General features: G+C 70.5%; 16 protein-coding genes, 2 tRNA genes and 1 pseudogene. 12 read left to right on the forward strand and 7 right to left on the reverse strand.

The features are described 5' to 3' along the window. Nucleotide 1 precedes the first annotated feature (1 nt). Both ACSU6Z_RS10230 and ACSU6Z_RS10235 read right to left on the reverse strand, forming a co-directional pair. Nucleotides 2–223 (reverse strand): DUF397 domain-containing protein, encoded by a 222-nt coding sequence (locus ACSU6Z_RS10230; protein WP_437044652.1) that lies wholly within the window; start codon nucleotides 221–223, stop codon nucleotides 2–4. Between the two features lie 8 nt (nucleotides 224–231). Next, on the reverse strand, nucleotides 232–1,083 hold the full coding sequence (locus tag ACSU6Z_RS10235) for a DUF5753 domain-containing protein (protein WP_437044653.1): 852 nt from the start codon (nucleotides 1,081–1,083) through the stop codon (nucleotides 232–234). Nucleotides 1,084–1,303: 220 nt separating this feature from the next. Here ACSU6Z_RS10235 and ACSU6Z_RS10240 point away from each other — a divergent pair, with 220 nt between their 5' ends. Continuing rightward, nucleotides 1,304–1,738 (forward strand): ATP-binding protein, encoded by a 435-nt coding sequence (locus ACSU6Z_RS10240; protein ID WP_437044654.1) that lies wholly within the window; start codon nucleotides 1,304–1,306, stop codon nucleotides 1,736–1,738. Nucleotides 1,739–1,879: 141 nt separating this feature from the next. Here ACSU6Z_RS10240 and ACSU6Z_RS10245 read toward each other — a convergent pair whose 3' ends face one another. Next, nucleotides 1,880–2,893, reverse strand: coding sequence for an ArsR/SmtB family transcription factor (locus ACSU6Z_RS10245; RefSeq protein WP_437044655.1), 1,014 nt, complete (start codon nucleotides 2,891–2,893; stop codon nucleotides 1,880–1,882). Between the two features lie 61 nt (nucleotides 2,894–2,954). Here ACSU6Z_RS10245 and ACSU6Z_RS10250 point away from each other — a divergent pair, with 61 nt between their 5' ends. The 3 genes from ACSU6Z_RS10250 (at nucleotide 2,955) to ACSU6Z_RS10260 (ending at nucleotide 5,323) form a co-directional block, all read left to right on the forward strand. After that, a complete protein-coding gene (locus ACSU6Z_RS10250) occupies nucleotides 2,955–4,166 on the forward strand; it encodes an MFS transporter (RefSeq protein ID WP_437050251.1) in 1,212 nt (403 codons plus the stop codon). Between the two features lie 109 nt (nucleotides 4,167–4,275). Next, nucleotides 4,276–5,072, forward strand: a protein-coding gene (locus ACSU6Z_RS10255) for an IS5 family transposase (protein WP_437050253.1) whose coding sequence is annotated in 2 segments (ribosomal slippage) — nucleotides 4,276–4,621 and nucleotides 4,621–5,072 — 798 coding nt in all. Because the reading frame shifts where the segments join, the coding sequence is not laid out codon by codon here. An 80-nt stretch (nucleotides 5,073–5,152) separates the two neighbouring features. After that, nucleotides 5,153–5,323: a hypothetical protein gene (locus ACSU6Z_RS10260; RefSeq protein ID WP_437044656.1), complete on the forward strand. Its 171-nt coding sequence runs from the start codon at nucleotides 5,153–5,155 to the stop codon at nucleotides 5,321–5,323. A 300-nt stretch (nucleotides 5,324–5,623) separates the two neighbouring features. Here the strand turns inward: ACSU6Z_RS10260 and ACSU6Z_RS10265 are convergent, their stop codons facing one another. Then, the gene (locus ACSU6Z_RS10265; protein ID WP_437044657.1) at nucleotides 5,624–6,355 is read right to left on the reverse strand and encodes a maleate cis-trans isomerase family protein; all 732 of its coding nucleotides are present in this window, start codon (nucleotides 6,353–6,355) and stop codon (nucleotides 5,624–5,626) included. A gap of 427 nt (nucleotides 6,356–6,782) precedes the next feature. Between ACSU6Z_RS10265 and ehuB the strand changes: the two genes are divergently transcribed. The 5 genes from ehuB to ACSU6Z_RS10290 all read left to right on the forward strand — a co-directional run bounded on the left by ehuB (nucleotide 6,783) and on the right by ACSU6Z_RS10290 (nucleotide 10,108). Beyond that, a complete protein-coding gene (gene ehuB / locus ACSU6Z_RS10270; protein WP_437044658.1) occupies nucleotides 6,783–7,721 on the forward strand; it encodes an ectoine/hydroxyectoine ABC transporter substrate-binding protein EhuB in 939 nt (312 codons plus the stop codon). After that, nucleotides 7,718–8,428 carry an ectoine/hydroxyectoine ABC transporter permease subunit EhuC gene (gene ehuC, locus ACSU6Z_RS10275; protein WP_437044659.1) on the forward strand — a complete coding sequence of 237 codons (711 nt, stop codon included), beginning with the start codon at nucleotides 7,718–7,720 and terminating at the stop codon, nucleotides 8,426–8,428. The genes ehuB and ehuC overlap by 4 nt, the downstream gene beginning before the upstream one ends. Then, entirely contained in the window at nucleotides 8,425–9,075 is a 651-nt protein-coding gene (gene ehuD, locus ACSU6Z_RS10280) for an ectoine/hydroxyectoine ABC transporter permease subunit EhuD (RefSeq protein WP_437044660.1), read from the forward strand. The genes ehuC and ehuD overlap by 4 nt, the downstream gene beginning before the upstream one ends. A 1-nt stretch (nucleotide 9,076) precedes the next feature. Beyond that, entirely contained in the window at nucleotides 9,077–9,850 is a 774-nt protein-coding gene (gene ehuA / locus ACSU6Z_RS10285) for an ectoine/hydroxyectoine ABC transporter ATP-binding protein EhuA (protein WP_437050254.1), read from the forward strand. Nucleotides 9,851–10,034: 184 nt separating this feature from the next. Further along, nucleotides 10,035–10,108 (forward strand) — tRNA-Lys (locus ACSU6Z_RS10290). 62 nt (nucleotides 10,109–10,170) lie between these two features. Here ACSU6Z_RS10290 and ACSU6Z_RS10295 read toward each other — a convergent pair. The 3 genes and pseudogenes from ACSU6Z_RS10295 to ACSU6Z_RS10305 form a co-directional block, all read right to left on the reverse strand. Continuing rightward, complete coding sequence (locus ACSU6Z_RS10295) at nucleotides 10,171–10,776, reverse strand: lytic polysaccharide monooxygenase auxiliary activity family 9 protein (RefSeq protein ID WP_437044661.1); 606 nt, start codon at nucleotides 10,774–10,776, stop codon at nucleotides 10,171–10,173. Between the two features lie 157 nt (nucleotides 10,777–10,933). Next, nucleotides 10,934–12,055 carry an SPFH domain-containing protein gene (locus ACSU6Z_RS10300; protein WP_437044662.1) on the reverse strand — a complete coding sequence of 374 codons (1,122 nt, stop codon included), beginning with the start codon at nucleotides 12,053–12,055 and terminating at the stop codon, nucleotides 10,934–10,936. Nucleotides 12,056–12,200: 145 nt separating this feature from the next. Further along, nucleotides 12,201–12,515: pseudogene (locus ACSU6Z_RS10305) on the reverse strand (peptidoglycan-binding protein); the annotation flags it as partial. Between the two features lie 342 nt (nucleotides 12,516–12,857). Between ACSU6Z_RS10305 and ACSU6Z_RS10310 the strand changes: the two are divergent. The 3 genes from ACSU6Z_RS10310 (at nucleotide 12,858) to ACSU6Z_RS10320 (ending at nucleotide 17,365) form a co-directional block, all read left to right on the forward strand. Further along, nucleotides 12,858–12,931, forward strand: a tRNA-Lys gene (locus ACSU6Z_RS10310). A gap of 478 nt (nucleotides 12,932–13,409) precedes the next feature. Next, nucleotides 13,410–15,428 carry a glycosyltransferase family 2 protein gene (locus tag ACSU6Z_RS10315; RefSeq protein ID WP_437044663.1) on the forward strand — a complete coding sequence of 673 codons (2,019 nt, stop codon included), beginning with the start codon at nucleotides 13,410–13,412 and terminating at the stop codon, nucleotides 15,426–15,428. Beyond that, complete coding sequence (locus ACSU6Z_RS10320; protein WP_437044664.1) at nucleotides 15,425–17,365, forward strand: galactose oxidase-like domain-containing protein; 1,941 nt, start codon at nucleotides 15,425–15,427, stop codon at nucleotides 17,363–17,365. The genes ACSU6Z_RS10315 and ACSU6Z_RS10320 overlap by 4 nt, the downstream gene beginning before the upstream one ends. Nucleotides 17,366–17,394 lie beyond the last annotated feature (29 nt).

Here is a 17,394-nt window from a genome sequence, read left to right on the forward strand (position 1 = left end):
CTTATTCCCCGGGGCCGGGAACCCCGCCGGGACCGGTGGGGTGGATCTTCAGCGCGGCGACGAAGGCGGAGAAGGCGGGGGCGGAGAAGGCGAGGGGGCCGTGGACGGGGTGCTTGGAGTCACGGACGGCTATGCGGGGGCCGAGCTCCGCGATCTCCACGCACGCGTTGCCGTCACCACTGCCGGAGTGGGACGACTTTCGCCAGTCGACGGGAGCGGTCACGGCACACCTCACAGTTCCTTGGCCAGTCTGTTGATGAGATCACGCGACCGCCGGGGGTCGAGTGACGCCGCCTCCACTCTATGGAAAAGCGTTCGAAAGACACCAAGCTGCGCTTCGGAATCGATGATGAGCGAACCGTGCGGACCGTCACGTACTACGGTGTCCAATTTCGGTACGGCACCGCCGGCATACACCATGGCGGTGGTGATGTCGGCAAAGCCGTCCAAGTCAAAGGGGATGACCCGCACGGTGATGTGGTCTGCCTCCGAGGCTTCCAGGATGTGGGTGAGCTGGGCTCGCAGGGCGGCCCGGCCGCCGACCCTGATACGCAGTGCCGCCTCATGAATCACCACACGGTACGGGAGGGGGCAGGACCCCTGGATGACGATTCGCCGCTGTAGGCGGTGGCGTACGCGCAGCTCCAGTTCTTCCTGCGGAAGCTCCGGAACCCGACGGGAGAAGAGCGCTCGGGCGTAGTCCTCCGTCTGGAGAAGACCGGGGATGTGCAGGAAGTCCACATCCCACCGGCAGGAGGCGTGGTACTCCAGCTCGGACAGATCCAGGAACGACGTGGGCAAGAGACCGCGGTACTCCTCCCACCAGCCCCGGGTCCGGTCGGTCGCCATGCGCACCAATGCATTGATCAATTCCGCATCCGTACACGCATAGTTCGCGGCGAGACGACGCAGCCGCTCCTCGCTCACCCCCGCGAGGGCCGACTCGATGTGGCTGATCTGAACGGGGCTTACCCCCAGCAGCGCCGCCGCCTCCCGCGCGGCAAGACCCGCTGCCTCTCGGAGCCTGCGCAGCTCGGCCGCCAGGCGAAGCTGACGTGCCGTTGGTTCGCGTCTCAAGGCCATTGACCGCTCCCCCGTTCCAACGCGCCCGAGAGCGCGACCCGTTCGGGGACAGATTACGCGACCAGCTTGCGAGACATGAATAATTAGACCTACTTTCGGCAACGAGACAGACACTCTGTGCACCCAGGCGCCGGAAGCGCACCGCTCCGTCATGCCGTGACGGCTGCGGCATCGACACCGGCCCCTCCCCCAATGTCCTGATCCTCGAATGGAGTTCGCCGTGCCCGAAATCGACTCCTGGGAGTACTCCCTCTCCATCCCGCACGACCCGCGTGCCGTCACCGTCTGCCGCCGCACCCTCCGCCTGATCCTCACGGTGCACGGCCTGATCCGCCTGGTGGACACGGCGGAGTTGCTCGTGACGGAGCTGGTCTCCAACGCCGTGCTCCACACCGAGGGACCGGCCGCCCTGCGGGTGCGCTGGCCGGGGAACGGCACGCTGTGGATCGGCGCGTGGGACGCGGACCCGTCGCCACCGGAGCCGCCCCGGCCGTTCGACCGGGCCGTCGAGGCGGAGGGCGGGCGGGGGCTGGCGCTGGTCCGGGCCTGCGCCGACGTGTGGGGCTGGCAGCCGCGGGCCCGCGAGGGCAGCCGGGGCAAGTACGTGTGGTGCGAACTGGGCACCGCACAGGAAGACGTACGGCATATGGCGTAAGGCCGCCCCCAACTGGTCGACCTCGGCATGCCTCTCCTCACCGGCGACGCACCACCGCCTCAACCGGCTGCAGGGGAACCCGTATCCCAAGGCTGATCACCCTGCATCACTGAAGCACACGGATTGGAGTAGGCCCATCCGTCAAGGATCACCGGACCCGGAGAATTGTGCTGCCACGAGGGCCTGACCTGCCGCAGTGCGGAAGTAGAGGACTGAGCGGCCTGCGCGTCGGCGCTGGGCCAGGTGGGCCTCGCGCAGGATCCGCAAGTGCCGGCCCACCGAGCCCAGGGGCAGGCCAGTGAGAGCCACCAGCTGGGTGGTGGTCTTCGGGGTGTCGAGCAGAGTGAGGAGTTCGGCCCGGGCGGGGCCGAGAAGGGCAGCCATGGCCTTAGGTGCCGCGCGGAGGGCGTCGTCGACCAGGACCCCCGAGCACGGGTAAACGACCGCGTACCGCCGGGCGGAACGCGAACGCCGATGGTCAACGGGCGGGACGTCCCAACAAACCCAGCTCTGGTTCAGGGTGACCGGGACGAACATCAGCTGCCCCCGGGAAAGTTCCAGCGGCGGGCTGTCGCAGACGGTGGTCTGCAGACGGTCGTCCCCGAGCCAGCGCATTTCCGGGCGCATCTCGTTCAGAGCGGTGGCCCAGCCATGCAGCCCGAGCCGGGCGGTACGGGCGACGATGTCGGCCTCAATGATCCGAAGGCGGCGTGGCCAGGAGGGCTCGACGGCCTCCGTCCACACCCACTCCAACAAGTCCGCGGCCCGCTGGGCCAAGTCATCGCGGCGCAGGAGACTCGGCAGTGAGCGGTTGAGCGACTCCTCCAGGTCGGCGCGGACGGCCGCAGGCGGGGTGCCGCGGACCTGCTCCAACTCTTCGACGAACGTGCGGTCGCCATCGCCCATCGGTGTGGGCGTAAGGAAGGTTGCATTCCACCGGCGTCCCAGCGCGCCCCTGACCAGTGCGGCCGTGACTGGGTCACCGGCAAGGCGGTCCCGGTAGCTGGAGAGGTGAGCGGCGAGCCACTGGTGCTCGCCGACGTGGGCAGCGCGGCCGCGATGCAGAGTCTTCAGGCCAGCGAGCGCCTCGGCCAGCGGAGAGATGACGAAACGGCTCCCGGCGAGAGTGTCCGTATCGACTCGCCACCAGCTCATTGGTTTCGCCTCCCCGCGAAAATCTAACGACCGATATCTCATGTCGGAGAGGCTCTCCGCCATGCGTTCGTATCGGGAACTCTTCCGTACCAGCGAGTTCACCCCCCTCTTCCTCGCCTCGGCCGGGCAAACCACGGCCCAGACGATCAGCGGGCTGGCCCTGGGTGTTCTGGTGTACAAGCAGACGGACTCGGCGCTGCTGTCCTCCCTGGCCATGTTCGGGACCGCGTTCGCCCAGGTAGTAGGGGCGGCCACCGTACTGTCCGGTGCGGACCGGCTGCCACCGCGCGCCGCCATGACGGGCCTCAGCCTCCTCTTCGGTGCGGGCACAGCCGTGCAGGCCGTTCCCGGGCTGCCAGTCTGGGCCGTGTTCGTAGTACTGCTGGGGCTCGGCGTCATCGGGTCGGTCAGCGGCGGGGTGAGGTATGGGCTGCTCAACGAAATCCTGACCCGGGACAGCTACCTGCTGGGGCGGTCCGTCCTCAATATGTCGGTCGGGGTCATCCAAATTTGCAGCTTCGCGCTCGGCGGCGCGCTAGTAACGGTGATCTCGGCACGCGGCACACTGTTCCTGTCCGCCGCCCTGTACGTGCTGGCTGCTGTAGTGGCGGGCTGTGGGCTCAGCAGCCGGCCACCCCGGGGCGCCGGGAGGACGTCGATCGCCGAGACCTGGCGCACCAACGCACGACTCTGGTCCTCGGTGCCCCGGCGGTACGTCTACCTCGCGCTGTGGGTGCCGAACGGTTTGATCGTCGGGGTGGAGTCGCTTTACGTCCCGTACTCGCCCCACGACGCGGGCCTCCTCTTCGCCTTCGGGGCCGTGGGGATGCTGATCGGGGACGTTGTCGCGGGCCGCTTCCTGCCGGCCCAGTGGCGGGAGCGGCTGACCGTCCCGTTGTGTGTCCTGCTCGCCGTCCCGTACCTGCTCTTCTCGCTGGGCCCGGGGTTGCCGATCGCCCTGGTGCTGGTCACCGTTGCCACCTTCGGGTACGCGGCGGGGCTACTCCTACAGGAACGCCTGATCGCGCTGACGCCTGACGCACTGAGCGGGCAGGCGCTGGGCCTCCACAGCTCCGGGATGCTCACCATGCAGGGGGTTGGTGCGGCGGTGGCCGGGTCGGTGGCCGAGTTGACGTCACCGGCGACCGGGATAGTGGTGACGGCGATGGCTTCGCTGACCGCGACCTTGATGCTGGCACCCGGGCTACGCGGAGGCCCGGTGGCGGGCGAGGCAACGGATCCGGAGCAGGGAGCCATCACTGCCGGGCAGTAATGCTTCGGCGCGGCGAACGTGGCCTCGACATCGCTTACGCGCGGTTTCCATGCGGCTCTTTACAACCCATCTCATTTGGCGTAGTCGGTAGTCTGCGGGCGTGACGATCGTGGAACGTCTGGTGCCGGATGAGCTGTGGGAGCTGTTCCAGCGGGTGGTGCCGCCTGCTCCGACCCGGCCGCAGGGCGGCGGCCGCCGCCGTCACGGTGACCGGGAGGTGCTGGCCGCGATCATCTTCGTGGCCACCTCGGGATGTACCTGGCAGCAGCTGCCGTCGGCGTCGTTCGGACCGTCCGGGGCGACCGCGCACCGGCGGTTCGCCGAGTGGAGCCGGGCGCGGGTGTGGGCCAGGCTGCACCGCCTGGTACTGGACGAGCTCGGCGCCCGGGGTGAGCTGGACTGGACCCGCTGCGCGATCGACTCGGTGAACATGCGGGCGATGAAAAGGGGGAGCTGACCGGCCCGAATCCTGTCGATCGGGGCAAGTACGGCTCGAAGATCCACTTGATCACCGACCGGAATGGTCTGCCCCTCTCGGTCGGCGTCTCCGGAGCCAACACCCACGACAGCCAGGCCCTCATCCCGCTCGTGCGCGGTATCCCGCCCATCCGGTCACGCCGCGGGCGACGCCGCCGCAGGCCCGGCAAGCTCTACGGAGACAAGGGCTACGACTACGCCCACCTGCGGAGATGGCTCCGCCTTCGCGGCATCCGCCACCGCATCGCCCGCAAGGGCGTCGACTCCTCCGCCCGGCTGGGCCGCTATCGCTGGGTGGTGGAGCGAACGGTGTCCTGGCTGGCCGGCTGCCGTCGCCTCCACCGCCGCTACGAGCGCAAAGCCGATCACTTCTTGGCCTTCACCAGCATCGCCTGCACCCTCATCTGCTACCGCCGCCTCGCCAAATGAGATGACTTGTTAGTCCGGAAAAGGCCCTGATCGCCGGTTACCCGGCCATCCCTCCCGCTCTCGCCCGGGCCGCCATCGCCGTGAACCTGCTCTCGGGCGCCGCCTGTGTCGTGGTGGCGTCCGTCGGCCTGCCGGCGCTGACCGGATTCGGCGTCGCCTTCCTGCTGACCGGCGCACTCGTCGTGACGGTGTACGCCGCGCTCGAGTACGCCGGCCTGCGGCGCCTGAGGGCGGAGGTCCGGCCGGGCTGACGGCGCGTCACGCCCACAGCGCCCGGCCTCCCCGCGCGCGAGGGCCGGCCGATGTGCGCTCCGGCCGCATCTGCGATACGATCATCATGCGCTGGTCGACGGAGCAACTCCGAGAAACCGGCACTGCGTTGGTGGTCCAAGGAAAGACGCCCCGCTTCCTGCGGGGAGATGCAGGTGCAAGGCCTGCCCGGCGCTCGACGAGGAACCCCGGTCCCGCTTCGGCGGGGCCGGGGTTCTTTCGCGTTCTCCTCTTCCGCCTTCACGGCGGCCGGTGGGCCCGGAGCCGCCGGGTCCCGCGCCTCACACCTGCACGATCGGTTCCCGCGTGAACAGCGCCCCCAGCTCGGGCGCGTTCACCCGGCGGTCCGCCAGGCGCAGCGCCTCCCAGACGGTGACCTGGTTGGCGGTGAGGACCGGCTTGCCGAGCTCCTTCTCCAGGACGGGGATGTGGGCCACCGTGTGCAGGGCCGTACCGGGCAGGAGGACCGCCTGGGCGTCGGGGTGGTCGGCGGCGCGGGCCAGGGACAGGACCTCGGGCTCGCCCCAGGCGCCGGTCTCGGCGGCGGTGGCGACACCCGCGCCGTGGACGCCGGTGACCTCGACGCCGCCGGCGCGCAGGAACCCGGCGAAGAGGTCGGCGACGTCCTGCGGGTAGGTGGCGCCGACCGCGACCCGGCGCACGCCGATCTCCCGGATCGCGTGCACGAAGGCGAAGGAGGTGGAGGAGGCCGGCATGCCCGCCGTCCGGGCCAGGGCGCGGACCTGCTCCTGGGCCCCCTCCCAGCCGTGCGCGAAACCACCGCTGGTGCACGCCCACACCACGGCCTCCGCGCCCGCGTGCCGCAGTTCCTGCACGCCCGCCGCGAGCCGTTCCGGCGCGCCGATCTGACGCAGCACGTCCACCCGCTGCGCGTCCTCGCCGAGGTCGGTGTGCACCAGGTCCACCCGGATGTCGCTGCCCAGCAGCTGCTCGATGCGGGGGTAATCGTCCTCGGCGGCGTGGCCCGGGTAGAGGAATCCCAGCGCTGTCATGTCCACCCTTCCTGCTGCTGTTCCTGGTCCAAACGGGCCGGAGCGTCCGGCACGGCCTGCCCCTTCGGTGCGTCCCGGCACATCCGGTCCGTCCGTCCCGTTCGGTCCGTTCGGCGTCCGGTACGTCCGGCAGGGGGAGCCGCGGCGCACCGCGGGACGTGCCGGTGTCCGGCGCGGCCCCACGGCACGGGTACCCCGTCGGTGCCGCGCCGCCCACGTCGTCACCGGGTTGGCCGAGATCGCCGGGGTGCGGCACCGCCCGGACCGGCCCGCGGCGACCCGGTGCCGCGGGCGGCGCGCGCCGTACGGGGCCGGGACCGTCGGCGTACGGACCGCCACCGGGCGCACGCGGCCGGGGACACCCGGACGGCGTACGGGTCCGAAAAGAATCCGCATAACCTGTGTGGTTTCGGGTAGCCGCGCGCCCATGGCTGCACCACACGGAACGTCACCGGGCCGCATAGGCGGTCCCCGCTCCCGGCCCGGCCCGCCGGGGGCCGGGCCCACCCGCCGGTCGCTGCTCGCGGGGGTCGCGGCGCTCGGCGCGCTGGGGGCCGCGGGCTGCTCGCGCGTGGCCGCGTCGGGCACGGACGGCGGCGACCTGCTGGACCGGCTGCGCGCCCAGGGCGTCGTACGGCTCGGGATCGCCGGCGAGGTCCCCTTCGGGTACATCGACAAGGACGGCGAGCTGACCGGCGAGGCGCCGGAACTGGCGAAGGTGATCTTCAAGCGGCTCGGGGTGGACCGGGTGCAGCCGGTGCCGACGGAGTTCGGCTCCCTGATCCCGGGCCTGGCCTCGCAGCAGTTCGACGTCGTGGCCGCCGGGATGTACATCAACCCCGACCGCTGCGAGCAGGTCGTCTTCTCCGACCCGGACTACCAGATGCTCGACTCGTTCATCGTGCGCAAGGGCAACCCCCTGGGGCTGCGCGACTACCGGGACGTCGTCGAGAAGAAGGCGAGGTTCGCGACCGGGACCGGGTACGCCGAGATCCAGTACGCGGTCGAGGCCGGGTACGAGCGGGGCGACATCCTCATCGTCCCCGACCAGGTGGCGGGGCTGAACGCCGTGGAGGCCGGGCGCGTCGACGTCTTCGCCGGTACGGCGCTGACCACCCGCGAGGTGGTGAAGGGGTCGCGGAAGGCGGAGGTCACCGAGCCGTTCGCGCCGCTCGTCGACGGCGAGCCGCACGTCGACGGGGGCGGCTTCGCCTTCCGGCCGACCGAGACGAGGCTGCGGGACGCCTTCAACGCCGAGCTGCACGAGCTGAAGAGGAGCGGGGAGCTGTTCCGCATCCTCAGGCCGTTCGGGTTCACCGAGGCCGAGATGACCGATCTGACCGCGAAGGAGCTGTGCGGCGGATGACCCCGGGACTGTGGGAACTCGTCCTCCAGGGCGTCTGGGTCACGATCCAGCTGCTCGTCCTCAGCGGGCTGCTGGCGACGGCGGTCGCCTTCGCGGCGGGCATCGCGCGCACCCACCGGCTGTGGATCGTCCGCTTCCTGGCGGGCCTCTACACCGAGGTGTTCCGCGGAACCTCCGCCCTGGTCATGATCTTCTGGGTGTTCTTCGTGCTGCCCCCGGCCTTCGGCTGGCAGCTGGTGCCGCTGTGGGCGGGCACGCTGGCCCTGGGGCTGACCTACGGGGCGTACGGCGCGGAGATCGTGCGCGGGGCGCTCGGCGCGGTCGATCCGGCGCAGAGGGAGGGCGGCATCGCGCTCAGCTTCACGCCCTGGCAGCGGATGCGGCTGATCCTGCTGCCGCAGGCGGTGCCGGAGATGATCCCGCCCTTCTCCAACCTGCTGGTCGAACTGCTCAAGGGCACCGCCCTGGTGTCGGTCATGGGCATGGGCGACCTGGCGTTCAGCGGCAACCTGGTGCGCCTGGCGCTGCAGGAGAGCGCGGAGATCTACACGTACGTCCTGGTCATCTACTTCGTGATCGCGTTCCTGCTGACGCGGGTGATGCGCGGGCTGGAGAAGCGGCTGAAGGCGGGCGTCGGCAAGGCGCCCGCGCCCAAGGCGGAGGCGGTCGCGGCGGCGCCCGCCGGTGCCGGGGGTGGTGCGCTGTGAACTGGGACTGGAACGCGGTGGCCGAGTTCATGCCGCACTTCCGGGACGGCCTGCTGGTCACCCTGGAGATCCTGGCGCTCGGCTCGCTGATCTCGTTCGTGCTGGGCCTGGTGTGGGCGCTGCTGATGCGGCTGCCGACCCGCTGGGTGCGGTGGCCGGTCGGCGCCGTCACGGAGTTCGTGCGGAACACGCCGCTGCTGGTGCAGCTGTTCTTCCTCTTCTACGTGCTGCCCGAGTGGGGCCTGGCCTTCTCGGCGCTGACCACCGGCGTGGTCGGCATCGGCCTGCACTACTCGACGTACACGATGCAGGTCTACCGGGCCGGCATCGAGGCGGTGCCGGCCGGCCAGTGGGAGGCCGCGACGGCGCTGAACCTGCCGCGGCGGCGGACCTGGACGGCCGTGATCCTGCCGCAGGCCGTCCGCCGGGTCGTGCCGGCCCTCGGCAACTACGTGATCTCCATGCTGAAGGACACGCCGATCCTGATGACGATCACCGTGCTGGAGATGCTCGGCGAGGCCCGGCTGTTCTCCCAGCAGAACTTCCACTTCACCGAGCCGCTGACGGTGATCGGCGTGGCCTTCGTCGTCATCTCCTACCTCGCCTCCCTTCTCCTGCGCACCCTGGAGCGACGCCTTGTCCACTGACATGCACCCCCGCCCCGGAACCCGTCCCGAGCGGCCCACGAACGAACTGGTGCGGCTGGAGCGGGTCAGCAAGCGCTTCGGGGACAAGACGGTCCTCGACCGGCTGGACTTCTCCGTGGACGCCGGCAAGCACGTCACCCTCATCGGACCGTCCGGCTCGGGCAAGACCACGATCCTGCGGCTGCTGATGACGCTGACCAAGCCCGACGAGGGCACCATCACCGTCGACGGGGAGCAGCTGTTCCCGGCGCCCGAGAAGCGGGTCCGCGAGATCCGCAAGAAGATCGGGATGGTGTTCCAGCAGTTCAACCTGTTCCCGAACATGACGGTCCTCAGGAACATCACCGAGGCGCCGGTCACCGTCCTCGGCATGTCCAAGGACGCCGCCGAGGAGCGGGCACGGGAGCTGCTGGAGCTGGTCGGGCTGTCCGAGCACCTGGACAAGCACCCCGGCCAGCTGTCCGGCGGGCAGCAGCAGCGGGTGGCGATCGCCCGGGCGCTGGCGATGCGCCCGCAGGTGCTGCTGCTGGACGAGGTGACCTCGGCGCTGGACCCGGAGCTGGTGGCCGGCGTGCTGGACGTGCTGCGGGACATCGCCCGCTCCACCGACATCACCATGCTCTGCGTGACCCACGAGATGAACTTCGCCCGGGACATCTCCGACCAGGTACTGATGTTCGACTCGGGGCGGGTCATCGAGTCCGGCCCGCCGGAGAAGATCTTCAACGAGCCGGAGCACGACCGGACCCGGGAATTCCTCGGCGCGGTGCTCTGACCCGGGGACGCGCCCGCCGCCCGCGCCGGGGCGCGGACACCCGGAACCGGAACGCCGCCCCCCGACGATCCGGGGACCGCCGGGCGGGTCGCGCCCGGGTCCCGCCCGGTGGTCGAAAGCACCCCTGGAGGCCAGGTAGTATTTACCTCGTCGCCGGCCGCGGAAAGCGGAAGGCGGGAGTCATGCGCCGCTAGCTCAGTTGGTTAGAGCAGCTGACTCTTAATCAGCGGGTCCGGGGTTCGAGTCCCTGGCGGCGCACGGAAGAGGGGCCCTCGCTTCACGCGAGGGCCCCTCTCGTCGTCCGCGCCCGGCCCGCCGGATCAGAAGGTGACGTCCGAGCAGGCGTAGAACGCGTTGCCCGTGTCGGCGACCGTCCACACCGCGAGGATCACGTGGCGCCCGCTCAGCCCGGACGGCAGCGTGCCGCTGTGGGAGAGCGTGGACGGCGGACGCTGCCCGTTGTACGGCACCGTCAGGAACGGGGTCAGGTTGAGGTCGGAGCGGGCCAGGTTGTGGTTCTGGTTCCAGCCCGGCTTGGTCACGTAGTACTTGAAGTCGGTCGTGGCGTGCATGGCGGTGAACTGCCACCGGAAGGTGTAGCTCTGGCCGCCGGTGACCTTGGTGGCCGGCCAGGCGCCGCCCGAGGGGGTGCGCGGGCTGTCGAGCGGGGCGAAGCCGGTGTTGCCGGCGGAACAGATCCGCCCGTCCGCCGGTCCCGCGGCCGGGAAGCCCTTCGGGCCCTCGACGCTCTGCGGCTCCCACTGGATGGCGCCGCAGTTGGTGACCGTGCCGTTCTGGCAGAGCTTCTGCCGGCTGACGGGGAGGTCGGTGTAGCCGTGGCCGCTGGCACCGCCGGAGGAGAGCACGAGGGCTCCGGTGGTCGCCAGGCCCACCACGGCGGCGGACAACTTGGTCCTGGTACGCATGCTGCCGCTCCTGGGGAACGTGGGGGTTCGTGAGCCGTGCAGGTCTAGACCAAGTCTCAGATTATGGGCAGCAGTTGAACATGTCCATACCAATAACGGAGGGGATTTCACCGTCCGTCCGCCCGCCTCCGGGCCGCCGCCGACCCCCGGGCCGCCCTCAGGGAACGGTCTCCCCCCGCCCCGCGCAGAACGCCACCGTCAGGTCCCTGACCAGGGCCTTCCGCTCGTAGTCGTCGAGTTCGACCAGTCCCCGCGTGGTCAGCCGGGTCACCGTGTCCTCCACCGAGTCCACGACCGAGGTGAGCACGCCGGCCCGCCGCTGGGCGTCCAGCGCGGCGATCCGGTGGCGGTGCATCGCCGCGGCGACCTCCGGGGCGTACTCCACCCGCACCGCCCGTACCGAGAACACCTCCAGCCCCACCGGTTCCGCGTCCGCCACCACCAGCCGGGTCAGCGCCTCACCGGTCGCCTCCACCGGGCCCCGCCCGCCGCCCGGCGCCCGCACCGGCACCCGGGCCAGCGCCGCCTCGACGCACTCGCGCAGATACCTCTCGTGGTCCTCGACCCCGAGCGTCGCCCGCGCGGTGTCCCGCACCCGCCACACCACCAGCGTCACCACCCGGAGCGCGACCCCGTTGCCGTCGGCCGCGGGCATCGGCTCGCTGCGCCAGTGCCGCAGCCGCACGTCGACGCGGCGGCGCAGCACCAGCGGGTTGACCCACACCAGGCCGGTGCGCCGGACCGTCCCCCGGTAGCGGCCGAACAGGCCGAGCACCCAGGCCCGCCCGGTCCGTCCCCGGGCCAGCCCGCCGAACCCGAACAGCCCGAGCGCGCCCGCCACCGCGTACGCCGCCCACTGCGCCGGACCCAGCCCGGCACCCGGGTACGCCGGCAGCCGCAGCGCCACCGCCGCGAGGGACGGCAGGATCCCCGCCCACCAGGACGTGGCCAGGCAGCCGGCTACGCCGCAGGCCCCGGCGAGCACGCCCGCCGCGCCGGGCAGCACCCGGGCCGGGCGTTCCGCCAGGTCCGGATCGACCCGCACGGCGGGCTCCGGCCGCGCCGCCGGCGGGCGGCGCGACCGCGGCTGCTCCCCCGTGCCCTGCCGCCGGCCCACCACCGCGGGCCGCGGCGGTACCGGCTCCGGGGCGGGGTCGTCGCGGAACAGCAGGTGGACGGGGATCTCGGTGGTGGCCTCGTTCCGGATGAGCCGGCCGGGCCGGGCCGCCCCCTCCACGGAGCCGCCGGACTCGGGCGTGTGTGACGTGGTCGTACTCATGCGTGCTCCAGCCTCCGCGCCAGGTGCGCCGTGAACGGGTGGACGACGTGGGACCGCGCGGCGCCGGCGAGTGGCTGCGCGCGGGCGATCAGGTGGTCGGGGGGCCAGGTGGCCGGAGGGCCGGGGGCCGGGTGGTCCCGGGGCTTCAGGAGAAGAGCCGCCGCCAGGTCTCCGGCCCCGGGCAGCCGTCCGCCGCGCCGCCCCGCCAGCCCTGGGCGCGCTGGAACGCCTCGACGCCCCGCCGGTCCGCCTCGCCCCAGCGCGGTCCGGGCCCGGTCGTGTAGTGCGCGCCGAACCCCTTCCTCACCAGCTGCTCCCCCAGCCGGGTGACGTACGCGTTGCGCGCGCCCGGGCGGAACATCGCCCGGCCCGGATAGCCGGGCACCCCGTGCGAGGCGGGCCCCGCGGCGGCCGGCCCGGTGCGCGCCGCCGGTGCGCCGCTCCCGGCGGTGGCGGCCGTACTCGCCGCGATCAGCGCGCGGCGGGCGGCCGGGTGGCCCGGAGCACGACCCCCCGGGGAGTGGGGGGAGAGCGGCAGAACGCGCCGCCAGTGCCGACAACCCGGGCAGTCGCAGTCGCTCACGGGATCGAATTCCTCGAACACCGGAGAGTTCATGCGACCTACCTCACATTTCAGGTGGACATGTCCGCGTCTGCGCACGAGTGCCAGTTTTCCAACTGTCTTCCCGGCGCGCATGCTGACGGTCCGAACGATGTACGGAGGGGCGGACCGGACCCCGGGCGGCGCGGACGGTGGTCGGAAGCACCCCGCGACGTCGGGTAAAGTTGATGACGTCAGCAGGCGCCGCTAGCTCAGTTGGTTAGAGCAGCTGACTCTTAATCAGCGGGTCCGGGGTTCGAGTCCCTGGCGGCGCACCGACAGCCGAAGGCCCCTCGCTCACGCGGGGGGCCTTCGGCGTGTTCGATCGAATGTTCGAAGGGTGGGCCGGGCTCCCGCGCCCTGCGCGGCACGGTCGCTCGCAGCCGTCCCGTGCGCCCCCACGCGCTCCACAATGAACACGTATGACCGGTAAACACCGCGTTTCGCGTCTTGCGATCATGACGGACGACGTAGAACCCTGTGTTCTGGTTTTTCAAGTTGCTGCGGATTCGCGGCAGTTGGGGGGACAAGGAGCCGGTTGCCGGTCCACGGGGAGAGGGGTCCCGTTCGCGATCGGGTGCCGAGGGGGGCATCATGCAACCGGAAGGTCGCCGAACCATGTCTATAAGGTGTGAATGGCATGGTGACAGCGACCCGCCACTGGTTGCGCCTGTGAAGGTCTAGGGGGACCGCAGCAGGCGGAGGAAGCGACACGACACGCGACGCGACGCGGCGCGTGCGGGGGGATGACTCATGACGTCGACGCCGACGGGCGCCCGGCAGGACTTCGACCCGTCACAGACCACCCAGCTCAGAGTGCCGGCGCACCGGAACTGGAACACGGGCGCGTTCCACCGCATCAAGAAGACCCTGCCGAAGTACGACTACGAGCACTACAGCCGGCTGGCCGGCCCCCTCACCCAGCCCGATCCGAACAAGCCGTACAAGGTCCGCTACCGCTCGCTGATATCCCAGGAGCCGCACCGCATCCGGGTCGCCCTGATGCTGGCCGCCGCCCCCCTGCTCTCCCTGGTCCTGCTGGTCTGGCTGCTCCAGCCGCAGCACTGGACCGAGCGCGACTACCCGGCCTTCGACTGGCTGCCCGCTCTCGACGTCGTGATGCTCGTCTCGATCGGCCTGATCGAGCTCTTCCGCTGCCTGAACGTGCTGTCGAACGCGCACGCCACCCTGGTCGCCCGCGACCCGATCCCGGTGGTGCCCGAGTCCGGCACCAAGGTCGCCTTCCTCACCTCCTTCGTGCCCGGCAAGGAGCCGCTGGAGATGGTGACGAAGACCCTGGAGGCGGCGGTGAAGATCCGCCACCGCGGGGTCGTGCACGTCTGGCTGCTGGACGAGGGCGACGACCCGGAGGTCAAGGCGGTCTGCGAACGCCTCGGCGTGCACCACTTCTCCCGCAAGGGCGTCGCCAAGTGGAACCAGGCCACGGGCCCGCACCGCGCCAAGACCAAGCACGGCAACTACAACGCCTGGCTGGAGGCGCACGGCGACGACTACGACTTCTTCGCCTCCGTCGACACCGACCACGTGCCGCTGCCCAACTACCTGGAGCGGATGCTGGGCTTCTTCCGCGACCCGGACGTCGGCTTCGTCATCGGCCCGCAGGTCTACGGCAACTACGACACGTTCGTCACCAAGGCCGCCGAGTCGCAGCAGTTCCTCTTCCACGCCCTCATCCAGCGCGCGGGCAACGCCTACGGCGCGCCGATGTTCGTCGGCACCTCCAACGCGGTGCGCATCAAGGCGCTCAAGCAGATCGGCGGCCTGTACGACTCGATCACCGAGGACATGGCGACCGGGTTCGAGATGCACCGCGCCACGAATCCGGCGACGGGCAGGAAGTGGAAGTCGGTCTACACCCCGGACGTGCTCGCCGTCGGTGAGGGCCCGAGCGCCTGGACGGACTTCTTCACCCAGCAGATGCGCTGGTCCCGGGGCACGTACGAGACGATCCTCAAGCAGTACTGGAAGGGCTGGTACTCGCTGCCGCCGGGCAAGCTCTTCAACTACACGATGATGATCATCTTCTACCCGATGTCGGCCCTGAACTGGATCCTGGCGGCGCTGAGCTGCGCGCTCTTCCTGGGCCTGGGCGCCTCGGGCGTGAACATCGACCCGGCGGTCTGGCTGATGCTCTACGGCAACGCCTCCGCGCTCCAGATCGGCCTGTACGTCTGGAACCGCCGCCACAACGTCTCCCCGCACGAGCCGGAGGGCTCCGGCGGCGTCGCCGGCATGGTGATGTCCGCGCTGTCGGCGCCGCTGTACGCCAAGGCGCTGATCGACTCCGTGCTGCGCCGCAAGAGCAAGTTCGTGGTCACCCCCAAGGGTGACTCGGCCAGTCCGGACACCCTGTTCGGGACCTTCCGCTACCACTGGTACTTCATCCTGATCTTCGGCGCGTCGATCACCGCCGGGTTCGTCTTCGGCCACTCCCACCCCGCGATGATCATCTGGGCGACGTTCGCCATGCTGATCACCGCCACACCGCTGTTCGTCTGGTGGCACTCGCTGCGGGAGGCGAAGAGGAAGCCCGCCGCCGCGGAGACCGAGCCGCAGGACCGGCCCCAGGACGCGCCGCCCCCGGTGCCGTACCAGCCGCGGCCACTGCCGGGGCAGCAGACGCCGTCGGGAGCGCACGGGGTGCACATGCCCCAGCAGAAGCCCCGCTGGGCGGCCCCCGGCGAGAGCGACGGGAGCAGCGACCAGACCATGCAGATCGCCCTTGGCGGACTTGGGGGACGTAAGGAATGAAGGACCGTGCCGGCCGCCGTCGTGCCCGTCGCCTCGCGATAGGCACGGCGGTGGTAGTCGCGCTGGCCGGGATGAACGGGCCGTGGCTCTACCGCTTCGGGACCGAGAGATACCACCAGTACAAGATCAATCAGCCCGAGTACAAGGCCGCGAACGGCAAGTGGGAGATCGTCGAGTTCCCCGAGGAACTGCGCCTGAACACCATCCACGCCGCGCTGCTGCACACCGGCAAGGTGCTGCTGGTGGCGGGCTCGGGCAACAACCAGGACAACTTCGACGCCAAGAAGTACGACACCCGGGTCTGGGACCCGGTCAAGGGCACCATCAAGAAGGTGCCGACGCCGACCGACCTGTTCTGCACCGGCCACACGCAGCTGGCCAACGGCAACCTGCTGATCGCGGGCGGCACCAAGCGGTACGAGAAGCTTAAGGGTGACGTGAAGAAGGCCGGCGGCCTGATGATCGTCCACAACGAGAACCCGGACAAGCCGATCACCCTGCCCGCGGGCACCAAGTTCACCGGCAAGGAGAACGGCAAGACCTTCGTGTCGAAGGACCCCGTCCTGGTGCCGCGCGCGAAGAAGAACTTCGACCGGCAGACCGGCCGGTTCCTCGGCAACACCCCGGGCTACGGCCGGGTCTACGTCGAGGCGCAGAAGGAAGGCCGGCAGTACGAGACGGGGACGCAGGACAACTACCGCGTCCAGGGGCTGACGGGCGCCGACGCCCGCAACACCTACGGCATCGCGGAGAAGCTCGCCCTGGACAAGAAGGACTTCCAGGGCATCCGCGACACCTACGAGTTCGACCCGGTCGCCGAGAAGTACATCAAGGTCGACCCGATGCACGAGGCCCGCTGGTACCCGACGCTCACCACCCTGAGCGACGGCAGGATCCTCAGCGTCTCCGGCCTGGACGACATCGGGCAGCTGGTGCCGGGCAAGAACGAGGTCTACGACCCGAAGACCAAGAAGTGGACGTACACGGAGAAGGTCCGCCAGTTCCCGACCTACCCGGCGCTGTTCCTGATGCAGAACGGCAAGGTCTTCTACTCGGGGTCGAACGCGGGCTACGGGCCCGCCGACGTGGGCCGCGACCCGGGCGTCTGGGACGTGGAGACGAACAAGTTCACCAAGATCCCCGGCATGAGCGACCCGAAGCTGCTGGAGACGTCCGGCACGGTGCTGCTGCCGCCCGCGCAGGACGAGAAGTACATGGTGATCGGCGGCGGCGGGGTCGGCGAGTCCAAGGAGTCCAGCAACCGGACCCGGATCGTCGACCTGAAGGACGCCGACCCGCGCTTCGTCGACGGTCCCACGCTGGAGAAGGGCACCCGCTACCCGCAGGCCTCCGTCCTGCCCGACGACAGCGTGCTGGTCTCCGGCGGCTCGGAGGACTACCGGGGCCGCAGCGCCTCCAACATCCTCCAGGCGCGGCTGTACCACCCGGAGACGAACACGTTCGAGCGGGTCGCCGACCCGCTGGTGGGCCGCAACTACCACTCCGGGTCGATCCTGCTGCCCGACGGCCGGGTGATGTTCTTCGGCTCCGACTCGCTCTTCGCCGACAAGGCCAACACCAAGCCGGGCAAGTTCGAGCAGCGCATCGAGATCTACACCCCGCCGTACCTGTACCGCGACGGCGCGCGGCCGGACCTGGGCGGCGGGCCGCAGACCATCGAGCGCGGCGGGTCGGGGACCTTCACCTCCACGGCGGCCTCGTCCGTCAAGAAGGTCCGGCTGATCCGCCCGAGCGCCTCCACGCACGTCACGGACGTCGACCAGCGGTCCATCGCGCTGGACTTCGAGGTGTCCGGTGACAAGCTCACGGTGACCGTGCCCGAGAACCGGAACCTGGTCCAGTCGGGCTGGTACATGCTGTTCGTGACGGACGCCGAGGGCACGCCGAGCAAGGCGCAGTGGGTCCGGGTGCCGTAAGGCCCGTCGCCGTCGCACGCAAGCGGGGG

Origin of the sequence: Streptomyces sp. enrichment culture (assembly GCF_964273145.1) — a bacterium.
GTDB lineage: Bacteria > Actinomycetota > Actinomycetes > Streptomycetales > Streptomycetaceae > Streptomyces.

Coding starts and splice junctions, on each gene's coding strand:
- ehuA (WP_437050254.1), top strand. CDS start 9,077: ATGCACCCCCGCCCCGGAACCCGTCCCGAGCGGCCCACGAACGAACTG.
- ACSU6Z_RS10295 (WP_437044661.1), bottom strand. CDS start 10,776: ATGCGTACCAGGACCAAGTTGTCCGCCGCCGTGGTGGGCCTGGCGACC.
- ACSU6Z_RS10265 (WP_437044657.1), bottom strand. CDS start 6,355: ATGACAGCGCTGGGATTCCTCTACCCGGGCCACGCCGCCGAGGACGAT.
- ehuC (WP_437044659.1), top strand. CDS start 7,718: ATGACCCCGGGACTGTGGGAACTCGTCCTCCAGGGCGTCTGGGTCACG.
- ACSU6Z_RS10245 (WP_437044655.1), bottom strand. CDS start 2,893: ATGAGCTGGTGGCGAGTCGATACGGACACTCTCGCCGGGAGCCGTTTC.
- ACSU6Z_RS10235 (WP_437044653.1), bottom strand. CDS start 1,083: ATGGCCTTGAGACGCGAACCAACGGCACGTCAGCTTCGCCTGGCGGCC.
- ACSU6Z_RS10250 (WP_437050251.1), top strand. CDS start 2,955: ATGCGTTCGTATCGGGAACTCTTCCGTACCAGCGAGTTCACCCCCCTC.
- ehuB (WP_437044658.1), top strand. CDS start 6,783: ATGGCTGCACCACACGGAACGTCACCGGGCCGCATAGGCGGTCCCCGC.
- ACSU6Z_RS10320 (WP_437044664.1), top strand. CDS start 15,425: ATGAAGGACCGTGCCGGCCGCCGTCGTGCCCGTCGCCTCGCGATAGGC.
- ACSU6Z_RS10300 (WP_437044662.1), bottom strand. CDS start 12,055: ATGAGTACGACCACGTCACACACGCCCGAGTCCGGCGGCTCCGTGGAG.
- ACSU6Z_RS10315 (WP_437044663.1), top strand. CDS start 13,410: ATGACGTCGACGCCGACGGGCGCCCGGCAGGACTTCGACCCGTCACAG.